This window comes from Aquabacterium sp. (assembly GCF_036279655.1).
Classification (GTDB): Bacteria; Pseudomonadota; Gammaproteobacteria; order Burkholderiales; family Burkholderiaceae_C; genus Aquabacterium.
Map to the genome: position 1 here is coordinate 1 of NZ_DASUIT010000155.1, position 13266 is coordinate 13266.

Annotated in this window: 12 protein-coding genes; 4 read left to right on the top strand and 8 right to left on the bottom strand. The window is 65.4% G+C overall.

Annotated features, from left to right (window positions below):
- A partial coding sequence (locus VFW84_RS16435; RefSeq protein ID WP_329681549.1) for a glutathione S-transferase occupies positions 1 to 634 on the top strand: 634 nt, incomplete at its 5' end.
- A gap of 26 nt (positions 635 to 660) precedes the next feature.
- Here the strand turns inward: VFW84_RS16435 and VFW84_RS16440 are convergent.
- Both VFW84_RS16440 and VFW84_RS16445 read right to left on the bottom strand, forming a co-directional pair.
- Positions 661 to 1506 carry a crotonase/enoyl-CoA hydratase family protein gene (locus VFW84_RS16440; RefSeq protein ID WP_329681550.1) on the bottom strand — a complete coding sequence of 282 codons (846 nt, stop codon included), beginning with the start codon at positions 1504 to 1506 and terminating at the stop codon, positions 661 to 663.
- A gap of 19 nt (positions 1507 to 1525) precedes the next feature.
- Positions 1526 to 3547 carry an NADPH-dependent 2,4-dienoyl-CoA reductase gene (locus VFW84_RS16445; protein ID WP_329681551.1) on the bottom strand — a complete coding sequence of 674 codons (2022 nt, stop codon included), beginning with the start codon at positions 3545 to 3547 and terminating at the stop codon, positions 1526 to 1528.
- 184 nt (positions 3548 to 3731) lie between these two features.
- Here VFW84_RS16445 and VFW84_RS16450 point away from each other — a divergent pair, with 184 nt between their 5' ends.
- Genes VFW84_RS16450 through VFW84_RS16460 form a run of 3 tightly spaced genes read left to right on the top strand, consistent with a single transcriptional unit; the run spans position 3732 to position 6498 of the window.
- Entirely contained in the window at positions 3732 to 4295 is a 564-nt protein-coding gene (locus tag VFW84_RS16450) for a PadR family transcriptional regulator (protein WP_329681552.1), read from the top strand.
- Positions 4295 to 5857 (top strand): polyphosphate:AMP phosphotransferase, encoded by a 1563-nt coding sequence (pap, locus tag VFW84_RS16455; protein ID WP_329681553.1) that lies wholly within the window; start codon positions 4295 to 4297, stop codon positions 5855 to 5857. The genes VFW84_RS16450 and pap overlap by 1 nt, the downstream gene beginning before the upstream one ends.
- Before the next feature lie 8 nt (positions 5858 to 5865).
- The gene (locus VFW84_RS16460; RefSeq protein ID WP_329681554.1) at positions 5866 to 6498 is read left to right on the top strand and encodes a glutathione S-transferase family protein; all 633 of its coding nucleotides are present in this window, start codon (positions 5866 to 5868) and stop codon (positions 6496 to 6498) included.
- An 8-nt stretch (positions 6499 to 6506) separates the two neighbouring features.
- Here VFW84_RS16460 and VFW84_RS16465 read toward each other — a convergent pair whose 3' ends face one another.
- The 6 genes from VFW84_RS16465 to VFW84_RS16490 form a co-directional block, all read right to left on the bottom strand.
- Positions 6507 to 7337, bottom strand: coding sequence for a hypothetical protein (locus VFW84_RS16465; protein WP_329681555.1), 831 nt, complete (start codon positions 7335 to 7337; stop codon positions 6507 to 6509).
- A 179-nt stretch (positions 7338 to 7516) separates the two neighbouring features.
- Entirely contained in the window at positions 7517 to 8203 is a 687-nt protein-coding gene (locus tag VFW84_RS16470) for a glutathione S-transferase (protein ID WP_329681556.1), read from the bottom strand.
- Between the two features lie 28 nt (positions 8204 to 8231).
- Positions 8232 to 9017: an SDR family oxidoreductase gene (locus VFW84_RS16475; RefSeq protein ID WP_329681557.1), complete on the bottom strand. Its 786-nt coding sequence runs from the start codon at positions 9015 to 9017 to the stop codon at positions 8232 to 8234.
- Between the two features lie 85 nt (positions 9018 to 9102).
- Positions 9103 to 10521 (bottom strand): efflux transporter outer membrane subunit, encoded by a 1419-nt coding sequence (locus VFW84_RS16480; RefSeq protein WP_329681558.1) that lies wholly within the window; start codon positions 10519 to 10521, stop codon positions 9103 to 9105.
- A gap of 12 nt (positions 10522 to 10533) precedes the next feature.
- The gene (locus VFW84_RS16485; protein WP_329681559.1) at positions 10534 to 12486 is read right to left on the bottom strand and encodes a MacB family efflux pump subunit; all 1953 of its coding nucleotides are present in this window, start codon (positions 12484 to 12486) and stop codon (positions 10534 to 10536) included.
- Positions 12487 to 12500: 14 nt separating this feature from the next.
- The coding region (locus tag VFW84_RS16490) for an HlyD family efflux transporter periplasmic adaptor subunit (RefSeq protein WP_329681560.1) at positions 12501 to 13266 on the bottom strand (766 nt) is incomplete at its 5' end.

A 13266-nucleotide genomic window follows, 5' to 3' on the forward strand; every position in this document is an offset into this window, starting at 1 on the left:
GCGGCCCTGGGTGCTGATGCAGCAGCTGGGCATCAACTTCACCGAAAAACTGGTGCCCTTTGGCGAAGGCTCCAACTGGGGCGCCTACCGGGCCTTCTCGCCCACGGGCAAGGTGCCCTGCCTGGTCACCGAACACGGCCCGGTGTGGGATTCCCTGGCCATCGCCGAATTCCTGGCCGAAGAGCGCCCCGCCGTCTGGCCCGCCCACCCGGTGGCCAGGGCCTGGGCGCGTTGCGCCAGCGCTGAAATGCACTCGGGATTCTCGAACCTGCGCCAGCAATGCTCCATGAACTGCTGCATCGAGGTGGGGCTCTATGGGATCGATGCCGCCTTGCAGGCCGATCTCGATCGGCTGCAAGAGTTGTGGCAAGAGGGCCTGACCCGCTTTGGCGGCCCCTTCCTGGCGGGTGACCAGTTCACGGCGGTCGACGCCTTCTTCTGTCCCGTGGCTTTCAGGGTGCAAACCTATGGCCTGCCCCTGGCGCCCGACTGCCAGGCCTATGTACAGCGCTTGCTGCATCTGCCCGCCATGCAGGCCTGGCGGGAACAGGCCCTGGCCGAACCCTGGATCGAGCCAGGCCACGAGAAGGACTGCGTGGCCCGAGGGCACCTGCTCAAGGACCATCGCGCCTGAGGTCAGGCGGAGCAGGCGCCTGCCGCTCAGTCCTTGAACTGAGGCGTCTGCTTGCTCATGCTGGCCATCATCGCCGTCATCAGGTCGCTGGACATCAGCATGGCCGAGTTCCAGGTGGCGATGTAGTTCAGGCCATCGGCCACCGAGTGATCCCGGCTGTAATTGAGCATCTCCTTGGTGCCGCGGATGGACAGCGGTGACTTGGCCGCGATCAGGGCCGCCATCTCGCGCACCCCGGCCTGCAGCGCCTCACGCGACTCAAAGACCTGATTGACCAGGCCGATGCGCAGGGCCTCGGCAGCCTCGACCTTGCGGCCAGTGAAGGCCATCTCGCGCACGATGCCCTGGTGGCCCAGGATCTTGGGCAGACGCTGCAGGGTGCCCACATCGGCCACCATGCCGATGTCGATCTCCTTGATCGTGAAGTAGGCGTCCAACGAGCAATAGCGCATGTCGGTGCAACTGATCAGGTCCACACCGCCGCCCACACAGCCACCATGGATGGCGGCCAGCACGGGCTTGCGGCAACGCTCGATGCTGCTCAGGGTGTCCTGCAGCTCCAGCACGAGCTGGCGCAACTTCTCGCGCGAGCGGCCATCGCAGTCGTCCTTGATCTGGGCTTGCAGGCCCATCATCATGCCCAGGTCGATGCCCGAAGTGAAGTGCTTGCCCTCCCCCTCGATGATGACCACACGGGCCTCGGGGGTGCGGTCCACCCACTGCATGGCCGTGCGGATCTCCTGCCACATCGCCCAGTTCATGGCGTTGGCCTTGTCCGGGCGATTCAGGCGCACCGTGGCGATGTGATCGGCCAGGGTGATCTGCAGAGCCTCCAGCACGGGCGGCGTGGGTTGGGTCGTGGTCTCGCTCATGGGGTGATCCTTGTGCTGATCAAAGGGCGGCAGCCACTTCGGTGCCTTGCAAAATGGCGCGCTTGGCGTCGAGTTCGGCGGCCACGTCGGCGCCACCGATCAGGGTCACCTTCTGGCCGGCGGCTTGCAGGCCCGCCTGCAGTTCGCGGAAGGGCTCCTGCCCCGCGCACAACACCACGTTATCGACCGGCAGCACGATGTCCTTGCCGCCCACCGTGATGTGCAGGCCGGCATCGTCGATCTTGTGATAGCTGGCACCGGCGATCATCTCGACGTTGCGGTTCTTCAGCGAGGTGCGGTGGATCCAGCCCGTCGTCTTGCCCAGGCCGTCACCCACCTTGCTGGTCTTGCGCTGCAGCAGATAGACCTGACGAGGGGCCTTGTCCAGATGCGGCGCCTTGAGGCCGCCACGGTCGGCATAGCTGCTGTCGATGCCCCACTCGTCATTGAACTTGGCCAGGTTCAGGGCCGGGCTCTCGCCTTCGTGCGTGAGGAACTCCGACACGTCAAAGCCGATGCCACCGGCACCGATCACGGCCACGGTCTTGCCCACGGGCTTGTTGTCGCGCAGCACGTCCAGATAGCTCAGCACCTTGGGGTGATCCACGCCCTCGATGGCGGGCGTGCGCGGCACCACACCCGTGGCCAGCAGAATCTCGTCGAAGCCGCCCTGCACCAGTTCGTCCACCGTCACGCGGGTGTTGAAGCGAGCCTTCACGCCTGTGAGCTTGAGCTGATTGCGGAAGTAGCGCAAGGTCTCGTAGAACTCTTCCTTGCCCGGCACCTTCTTGGCAATGTTGAACTGACCGCCCACATCGTCCGCCGCTTCGAACAGGGTCACGTCATGGCCGCGCTGCGCGGCGGTGGTGGCCGCCGCCAGACCGGCCGGGCCCGCGCCCACCACGGCGATGCGCCTGGCACTGGTGACAGGTTCGATCTTGAGCAGGGTCTCGTTGCAGGCGCGCGGGTTGACCAGGCAGGAGGTGATGCGGCCACTGAAGGTGTGGTCCAGACAGGCCTGGTTGCAGCCGATGCAGGTGTTGATCTGGTCGGCCTTGCCTGCCGCGGCCTTGTTGACAAAGTCGGGATCGGCCAGCAGCGGGCGGGCCATGGACACCATGTCGGCGCAGCCATCGGCCAGGATCTTTTCGCCCACCTCCGGGGTGTTGATGCGGTTGGTCGTGATCAGGGGGATCTTGACCTTGCCCTTCATCTTCTGGGTCACCCAGGCAAAGGCCCCACGGGGCACGCTGGTGGCGATGGTGGGAATGCGGGCCTCATGCCAGCCGATGCCGGTGTTGATGAGGGTGGCGCCCGCCGCTTCGATGGCCTGGGCCAGTTGCACCACTTCGTCAAAGGTGGAGCCGCCATCAACCAGGTCCAGCATGGACAGACGGTAGATGATGATGAAGTTGGGCCCCACGCGCTCGCGCACGCGGCGCACGATCTCGACGGGGAAGCGCATGCGGTTCTCGTAGGAGCCGCCCCATTCGTCCGTGCGGTGATTGGTGCGCGCAGCGATGAACTCGTTGATCAGGTAGCCCTCGGAGCCCATGACCTCGACGCCGTCATAACCGGCCTGCTGGGCCAGGGCCGCACAGTTGGCGAAATCTTCGATGGTCTGCTCGACTTCGGCCGAGCTGAGCTCACGCGGGGGCATGGGCGAGATCGGGGCCTTGATGGGGCTGGGGCCGACCAGGCCGGGGTGATAGGCGTAGCGACCAAAGTGCAGGATCTGCAGAGCGATCTTGCCACCGGCCTCATGCACGGCACGGGTCACGATCTTGTGCTGCTCGGCTTCTTCAGGGGTGGCCAGACGGGCCCCGCCGGGATAAGGGCGGCCATCGTCATTGGGCGCAATGCCCCCGGTCACCATGAGCGCCACGCCACCACGGGCCCGCTCGGCATAGAAGGCGGCCATGCGCTCGAAACCGTCCTTGGCCTCTTCCAGGCCCACGTGCATGGAGCCCATGAGCACGCGGTTACGCAAGGTGGTGAAGCCCAGATCCAGAGGCTGCAGGAGATGCGGATAGGTGGTCATATCAGATGATTGAGAAAGCCAAGGGGGTCGTGCAGGACCAGAGCATAGCCATATCGGCCGACAGAGGCATCCCCATCGCACAACTATGCAACCAGTTGCATGAATATATGCCAAACCGAGGCATTCATGCAACTGGTTGCATGGATGTGAGCCGCTCGCCAGGCGCGCCCCTTACACTGAACCCATGTCCCTTGCCCATGCCTTGATGACATCGCTGCTGGAGAAATCCTCCTCCGGCTATGAACTGGCCCGCCGCTTCGACAAGTCGATCGGTTATTTCTGGCATGCCACCCATCAGCAGATCTACCGTGAACTGGCCCGCATGGAGCAGACGGGCTGGATCAGCTCGGAGGCCGCCCCCGATGGCGGCAAGACCCGCAAGCGCATCTACCAGGTGCTCGATGCCGGCAAACAGGAGTTGCGCCGTTGGGTGTGCGAGCCCTCCCCGCCCATGGACACCCGCGATGAGCTGATGGTGCGCCTGCGGGCCGACGCGGTCATGGGCCCCCTGGGGCTGCATGGCGAAATCGAGCGGCGCATGCACCTGCATCGCACCCGCCTGGCAGCCTACCGCGCCATCGAGAAAAAGGACTTTCCCAAGGACAAGGTGCTCACGCGCGAGGCGCAGATCCAGCACCTGATCCTTCAGACCGGCATCATGTACGAGGAAGGTTGGGCGCGCTGGTGTGCAGAGGCGCTCAAGCTCTTTCCTGCCACAGACATGCCCCCGCCACAGGAGAGCGCCTGATGTTTGAATCGGCCGAGATCGGGCACACCATCAGCAAGTCGGCCTACCGCCAGGCCGTGCCGGAACTGCGCGAGGCGCTGCTGCAAGCGCAGGTGGCCCTGTACGAGCACCGCCAGATCCCGGTGATCGTGTTGATCAGTGGGCAGGACGGTGCGGGCAAGGGCGAAACCATCAACCTGCTGCACGAGTGGATGGACCCGCGCTTCATCTCGACGCTGGCCTTTTGCGAGTTGACTGACGAAGAGCGCGAGCGCCCACCGATGTGGCGTTACTGGCGGGCCCTGCCCCCCAAGGGGCGCATCGGAATCTTTGCGGGGTCCTGGTACTCCGAGCCCATCCGGCAGCGCATTGCCGAGCAGATCTCGCTCAAGGAACTCGATGCCCAGGCGGACCAGATCAACCGCTTCGAGGCCATGCTGGTCAATGAGGGTGCACTGATCCTCAAGTTCTGGTTTCACCTGACCAAAGATGCCCAGAAGAAGCGACTCAAGGCACTGGAACGCGACCCCCGCACCGCCTGGCGTGTGACCCAGTGGAATTGGGATCGCCTCAAGACCTTCGACAAGCTGCAGGAGACCGCAGGCCACTTCCTGCGCATGACCAACACTCCCTGGTCTCCCTGGGTCACCATCGATGGCTCCGATGACCGTTACCGCTCCCTGACCGTGGGGCGGGTGCTGCTGGAGGCCATGCAGACCAAGTTGTCCAGTACGGAGCGACAGGCCTCGCCCGTGGCGCCCATGGTGCGCGTCAACACCGATGGTCGCAGCGTGCTGTCGGCCCTGGACCTCACGCTCAAGCTGACGGACAAGCGCTACGAGATCGAGTTGGCCCACTGGCAGGGGCGATTGCACGAACTGCTGCGCGACCCGCGTTTTCAGGGGCGCTCGCTGGTGTGCGCCTTCGAGGGGGCCGATGCTGCAGGCAAGGGGGGCGCCATCCGGCGCGTCTGTGCTGCCATGGATGCCCGTCAATACCAGGTGATCCCGGTGGCTGCCCCCACCGAGGAAGAACGCGCTCAACCCCATCTGTGGCGCTTTTGGCGCCATCTGCCTCGCCGTGGCCATGTGGCCCTCTTCGACCGCACCTGGTACGGGCGCGTCCTGGTGGAGCGGGTCGAAGGTTTCTGCGCCGAGCACGACTGGCTGCGCGCCTACACCGAGATCAACGACTTCGAGCATGAGATGGTCGATGCCGGCGTGATCGTGGTGAAGTTCTGGCTGCAGATCAGCCAGGCCGAGCAGTTGCGGCGCTTCAAGGAGCGCACGGAGATTGCCTTCAAGCGCTTCAAACTCACCGAAGAAGACTGGCGCAATCGCGACAAGTGGGACGCTTATCAGCAGGCTGTGTGTGACATGGTGGACCGCACCAGCACCGGTACGGCCCCCTGGACGCTGGTCGAAGCCAATGACAAGCGCTATGCCCGCGTCAAGATCGTGCGCACCCTGTGCGAGCGCCTGGAAGCGGCCCTGGACATGGGCATGGACACCGATGACGCCCCGCTCTCGGGCAAGAAGTCCGGCAAGAAGCCGGGCAAGAAAAACAAGACATCCAGAACATAGGCCCCGCCATGAAACTGATCGGCATGCTGGACTCCCCTTATGTACGCCGCGTGGCCATCTCGCTGAGCGCCATGGGCATCCCCTTCGAGCACCAGGCCCTGTCGGTGCTGTCCACCGTGGAGCAGTTCCGCCAGATCAACCCGGTGATCAAGGCCCCCACCTTGATCTGCCCGGATGGCACGGTGCTCATGGACTCGACCTTGATCCTCGATCATGCCGAATCCCTGATCCCGCCACCGCTGCGTCAGATGCCCCGAGGCACGATGGCGCGCCTGAGGACCCTGAGGCTGCTCGGGCTGGCCCTGGCCGGCTGCGACAAGGCCGTGCAGCATGTCTACGAGACCCGCCTGCGCCCGCCAGACAAGCAGCACGCGCCCTGGCTGGAGCGTGTGCAGGGTCAGATGCGTGCTGCCTTCACCGAGCTTGAACAAGAACTGGCGCGCGAACCGCTTCAGGCCGGCAAAGGCCAGGCCGCCATCACCGCCGCCGTGGTCTGGCAGTTCGTGCAAACGATGGCCGCCGATGGGCTTCCGGGCGAATCATTTCCGCAGTTGCATGCGCTCTCACAGACCTCCGAGACCCTGCCCCTGTTTCAGGCCTTTCCTCCCGCAGGCCCGGGGGTGTCCCCACCGGGCCCCTGACAACCGCCTCAGTTCGCCATGACATCACGGCGCAGCAGTTCGACCGTGACCTGCAGTGCCGCCCGGCGCGCCGCCTCGGGCGTTGGATGGATGCCATCGCCCATGTGGACAAAGTCCTTCCAGATGTCCAGCGTGATGGCCGAAGGCAGCTCCGCGCGGATGCGGTTGTGCGTGAGCTGACGCAAGGTGTTGTAGTCGGCCTCGCCGATCACCCAGTCCAGGCCATAGAGGCTGCGAAACAGATTCAGATCCAGCTTGCTGTAGCGTGGAGCCACGTCATAGATGGGCGTGATGCCTTTGGACAGCGCGTACGCCCCCACTGCGATCAGCCGGTCTGCCACCTGATTCATCTGCGCCGGTCCGCAGGGCTGCGCCTGTGCCTGCGGGATGCCGAAGGCATCCGAATGCAGGCAGTCGTTGGGCGTGAGGATCACCACATACTTCGCGTTGTACTGGGTGAAGGTCGGCGGCATGGCCACCCGGGCCAGGGCATGCTGCAACTGGGTCATGTAGCTGTCCCAGGAGGCTGGACCACAGGTGGAGGCCCCGGGAGCACAGTAGGGGCGGGCAAAGGTGGTTCCCCCTGCCTGTCCCTCGTTGATGACGTAGCCAGGCAAGGGCGCGCTGCGGGTGAGCGCCTGCCCCAGGCTCAGGTAAGAACCAAAGCCCACCGCAATGCCCCCCAGCGGGGCGATGCCCTGATTGAAGGGTGTTTTACCCTCCGCGTAGGACGCCCCGACCACCAGCAAGGGCAAAGATGATGGCCTGGTCTGTGCGAGCGCCGCATGCGCCGCCAGAGTTGCCAGAACGAGACCCAGACACTTGTGCTTCAGACCCATACACGCCTCCGATCTTCATGAATGGACTTGCCTCCCAGACATGGCAGAGCGCCACATCCGGGCCTGCGCGAGTGGCGACAACCACCGCTGATCGTTCATTCGACAGAAGGTGACGAGAACTTGAGTGCGGGGACTCAGCCTTTCTTGATTCGTGTCAGATCTGGCACACAACCGTGCGGTCAGGACATCACGACCGGGCCACCCTTGGCGATGGCGCGCTGATAAGCCGGGCGCTGCACCATCCGGTCACGGTAGGCGGCCAACCTGGGGCTGCGCCTGGCCTCCTCGCCGCGAGCCAGCAGGGCCTCGACCGCAAAGCTCATCTGGAAATCCGCCAGCGTGAGCTGATCGCCAGCAAACCAGGTGTGGCAGCCCAGGTGAGACTCCATGAAGGCGGTGGCATCGGCCAGGTTGCGGTCGATCAACTGCTTTTGCACACGGCTGCACAGCTCGCGGGCAATGGGACGCACGAAAAAGGGCATGGGCTGTGTGGGAATGGTCATGAAGACCAGCTTCATCACCAGCCAGTTCATCAGCGAGCCTTCGGCATAGTGCATCCAGAAGCGCAGTTGCATGTGCTCGGGCGTGCCAGCTTGAGGCAGCAGATGAGCCACATCGCCCTGCCCTTGCGCGCCGTAGCGCTCGGCCAGGTATTCCAGGATGGCACCGGACTCGGCCACCACCAGCTCACCGTCGGTGATCACGGGCGACTTGCCCAGCGGGTGGATCTTCTTGAGCTCCGGCGGGGCCAGGCGGGTGCGCGGATCGCGCTTGTAGACCTTGATCTCATAAGGCACGCCGAGCTCTTCAAGCAGCCACAGCACGCGTTGCGAGCGGGAGGTTTCCAGGTGGTGAACGGTGATCATGGATGCGCAGCTTATCGACAATGGAATATCAGACGGGTTTGAAGGCCATCGCGATGATGCGTCGCATCATCCAGCGCGGTGTGAAGCGCGTGGAAAACGCACCCAGCTTGTTGATCAGCCCAGGCACGGCCACCGCCTGCCCACGCATCATGGCCTCGATGCCGTAACGGGCCACCGACGCGGCGGACGCAAAAGGCACTCGATCGGCCAGCGAGATGCGGTGCGAGCGGGAGGCCACCTGCACGAACTCGCTCTGCGTAGGCCCGGGGCACAGGGCCGTGACCGTCACGCCATGGCGGCCCAACTCCTGATGCAGGCCCTCGCTGTAGGACAGCACATAGGCCTTGCTGGCAAAGTACACCGCCATGCCCGGACCAGGCTGGAAGGCCGCCGTGGAGGCCACATTGAGGATGCGGCCATGGCCACGCTGCTTCATGGCGGGCAAGAGGGCATGGGTCAGGCGGGTGAGCGCCGTGATGTTGAGGTCGAGCATGCGCTGCTCGTCTTCCCAGCGGTTGCGCACGTGGTGGCCGATCAGGCCCAGGCCTGCGTTGTTGATCAGCACATCGGGGCTCAAGCCCAGCGTCGACAACTGGGCCACCAGGGCCGACACGCCGTCCGGCGCAGTGAGGTCCTGCGACAGCACATGACAGGTGATGCCGCAGCGGCTGCTCAGCTCATCGGCCAGTTGACGCAAGGCGGCCTCCCGGCGCGCCACCAGCACCAGATCGTGTCCACGTCGGGCGAGGTCCCGCGCCAGTTCCACACCAATCCCGGATGAAGCGCCCGTGACCAGGGCAAGAGGTTTGCTCATCGCGATGTCTCCACAGCACAGCGCCCCCGATGGCGCGCATCGGGGGGCATTGTCGTCGGAAATGGAGACCGGATCGCCGAGGGTTTCAGCGGGTGGGGCCGCCACCCAGTGCCTGCACCAGGGCCACCCAGTTGCTCAACTGGTTGTAGCGGACCTCGGCGTGGGCGAGCTCGGCCTGACGGCGCGACTCCTGCGCGTCCAGCCAGGTCTTGAGGGGCTCGGCCCCTGCACGGTAGCGCAACTCGCTGAGCCGCTCGACCTTCTGGGCCTGCGTCAGCCGCTCACCCTGGGCCTGGACCTGGGTCTGCAACTGCACTTGCGCCGACAGCGCCTTGTCCACATCGGCCAGCGCCTGGTAGAGCGTCTGGCGGAAACCGAGCACCGCGGCATCGGCCTCGGCCTGCGACACCGCCACATTGCGCTGCATGTCACGCCACTGCAGGAAGGGCAGCACCAGCGCGGCCCCGAGGGTGCCCACCGGGTTGCTCAAGACATTCGACAGCGTCTCACTGCTGCCGCCCACACTGCCCGTCAGGCTGAGCGTGGGGTAGTAGCTGGTGCGGGTGGTGTCCACCGCGGCATAGGCCTTGCGCAGACGGGCCTCAGCCGCGCGCAGATCCGGGCGACGGGCCAGGGTGTCGGCCGGCAGCCCCGGCTCGATCACCGGGCGCTCGACCTGCGGCCAACGCGGCTGCGCAGGCAGGCTGCTGGTCTGCGACGGCTCGTCCAACAGCAAGGCCAGCGACTGACGCGCCTCGACGCGGGCCTGCACCAGCTGGGCCAGGGCACTCTCCTGCGTCGACACGGCCTGACGGGCCTGGGCTTCCTCCAGGCCGGACACACTGCCCACCTTGTGCTGGGTGATGACCAACTGGGCGGTCTGGCGGGCATACGCCAGACTTTGCTCGCTGGCCGACACACGCTGATCCAGGTAGGCCAGTTGCCAGTACAGACGTGCCACGGTGCCGCTCAGGCTGAGCGCCAGCGCACGGCGGTCCTCCTCGGTGGCCTGGGCCTCCCATTGCGCGGCATCGCTCTGGGACTTCACCCGCCCCCAGAGATCCAGCTCCCAGCTGGCATTGAGGCTGGCGGATGACGTGCGGGTGGTGGCCCCCCCGCTCTCCAGCGGACGACTGGCATTGGCACCGATGCGGGCCGACACCTCGGGCAGGCGCGCGGCATCGGCGATGTCCGCACGCAGTTGCGCTTGACGCACCCTCAGCGCCGCCACGGCCAGATCGGTGTTGCGCGACAAGGCGCGCTCGATCAATGCATCCAGCTGGGGATCCTGGAAGCGTTGCCACCAGGCCTCGTCCAGGGTGAGCGCGGCTCGGGCATCGCGGCCCGTGGGGGCGCCGCCGTATTGCCATTGCGAGGGCACATCGGCGCCACCGCTGCGCGGCGCATTCATGCCCGCCGGCGTCGAGGCACAAGCAGACAACAGCGCCAGGAGGGCTGCGGCCGACACGGCGCGCCAGGAAGTGAGGATGGTTTCTTGGTTCATCTTGGAAATCGATCACTGTCGTGCCAGCGCATCCACCGGATCGAGGCGGGCTGCGTTGCGTGCGGGCCAGAAGCCGAACACCACCCCGATCAGGCTGGAGACCCCGAAGGCCAGCACGATGGAGGATGTCGAATAGATCATCTTGAAAGTATCACTGAACGTGTCGAACAGGTAGCCGATGCCCAAGGCCAGGCCAATGCCAAGCACCCCGCCGATCAGGCACACCAGCACGGCCTCGATGAGGAACTGCCGCAGGATATCGCCCTGACGCGCCCCGACCGCCATGCGCACGCCGATCTCCTGGGTGCGCTCGGTCACCGACACCAGCATGATGTTCATCACCCCGATGCCGCCCACGATCAGCGAAATCACCGCGATCGACGAGATCAGCAACGTCATGGTCTGCGTGGTGCTCTCAATCGTCTGGCGGATGCTGTCGCTGTTGCGCATGAAGAAGTCCTGCGTCCCATGGCGCTGCGTCAGCAATTTGGTGATGCCCTGCTCGGCCGCCACCGAGGGCGCGCTGTCGCTGATGCGCACCGTGATGCTGCGCACGTGGCGCTGTCCCAGCAGGCGGCGCATGGCCGTGGTGTAGGGCACCCAGACATTGAGGTTGTCGGTGGCCGTGAACATGCTCTCCTGGGGCTTGGTCACGCCGATCACGCGCACTGGCACGCTGCCCAGAAAGATCACCTGCCCCACCGGATTCTCATCGGCCTTGAACAAGGCCTTGAGCGTGTTGGGGTCGATCACGGCCTCCTGGGCCTGGCGCCGCACCCCGTCGCTGTCAAAACCCTGTCCCTGGGCCATGTCGTAGCCCTTGACGCGGAAGAACTGATCCCCCACGCCGGTGATGTTGGCCGTGGCCTCGACATTGCCACGGCGCAAGGTGACGCTGGTGCTGACGCTGGGAGTGACGCTGTCCACATAGGTCAGTTGCGACAGCGCATCGGCATCGGCCGGCACCAGGGTACGGATGCGTCCGGCCTGACGGTCACCGAAGTTCTTGCCCGAGAAGATGTCGATGGTGTTGGTGCCCATGGCGCTGATGTCCTTGAGCACGCGCTGGCGTGACCCCTCGCCCAGCGCCACCATGGAGACCACCGACGCAATGCCGATGATGATGCCCAGCATGGTCAGCAGCGTGCGCAAGCGGTGGCCTGCCATGGCGCGCAAGGCCATGGTGAAGGCCTCGGTGAAACGATCCCAGTGGGCGGCCCAGGGGTGTGGGTCGTCGGCGCGGTGGCCTTGCAGCACCGTCGAGGGCATGGGGTCGCCCTCCTTGAGCTTGTCGGACACGATCTCGCCATCGGCGATCTCGATGATGCGCTGGGCATGCTCGGCCACCTTGGCATCGTGGGTGACCAGGATGATGGTGTGGCCCTCGGCATGCAGCTCCCGCAGGATGTTCATGACCTCGGCGCCACTGGCACTGTCGAGCGCGCCCGTGGGCTCGTCCGCCAGAATGACATCGCCGCCGTTCATCAGGGCCCGGGCAATGCTGACACGCTGCTGCTGGCCACCGGACAACTGGCCCGGACGGTGCTCGGTGCGATCACCCAGGCCCAGCCGGGTCAGCAGCGCATGCGCACGCTCATGACGCTCGGCCCGGCCGTAGCCAGCATAGATGGCCGGGATCTCCGCATTGCCCAGGGCCGTGAGATCCCCCAGCAGGTGATAGCGCTGGAAGATGAAGCCAAAGTGCTCACGCCGCAGTCGGGCCAGCTCGTCAGGCGACAGCTCGCGCGTTTCCTGCCCCGACACCTTGTAGACGCCCCGGGTGGGCCGATCCAGGCAGCCCAGAATGTTCATCAAGGTGGACTTGCCCGAGCCGGAGGCGCCGATGATGGCCACCATCTCGCCCGCCTGGATGCTCAGGTTCACCCCCTTGAGCACGGCCACGGAGCCATCCCCGGAGGGAAACTCGCGCCAGAGGTCCTTCACCTCCAGGAGGGCTTGGGTCATGCTGCGCTCCGCACTCAGAACATGCTCGGGCCGCGGCGGCTGCCGGTGCTGCCATTGGCGCCAGCCGCTGCCTCGCCCACCACGACCTGTTCACCTTCCTTGAGGCCGTCGAGCACCTGGGCCTGCACCCGGTTGTTCAGGCCAATGCGCACCTCGCGTGTGACGATCGTCTGCCGATCACCCTCGCCTTCACGGACACGCACCTTGTAGAGCTGTCCGCGCGCGGCTGAGTCGCTGCCCTTGCCAGCCTTGCCGTTGCGGGCGCCCTTGCCACCGCCCACCCGATCGCCCAGCGCCGTGGCCGGAATGACCAGGGCATTGTCGGCCTTGGCCAGCACCACGAACACCTGCGCCGTCATGGCGATGCGCAGCTTCTGGTCCGGGTTGGGTACATCGAACAGGCCGTTGTAGTAGATGGCCGTCGTGGACGAACTGCTACTGGTGGTCGATGTGCTCTCGCTCTGCTCGGACTCCGGCGCCGGCTCCACCGCGCGCAGGTGGGCTTCGTAGCGCCGATTGGGTTCGCCCAGGATGGTGAAGTACACCGGCAGCCCAGGCTTGATGCGCACCACATCGGCCTCTGAAATCTGGGCCTTGATCTGCACGGTATCGAGCTTGGCCAGCTTGATGATGGTCGGTGCCGACTGGTTGGCGTTGACGGTGCGCCCTTCTTCAGCGATCACGGCAACCACCACGCCGTCCATGGGAGCGGTGATGCGGGTGTAGCCCAGATTCACGCGGGCTGTGTCCACCGAGATCTGGGACTGCTGCAGTTGAGCC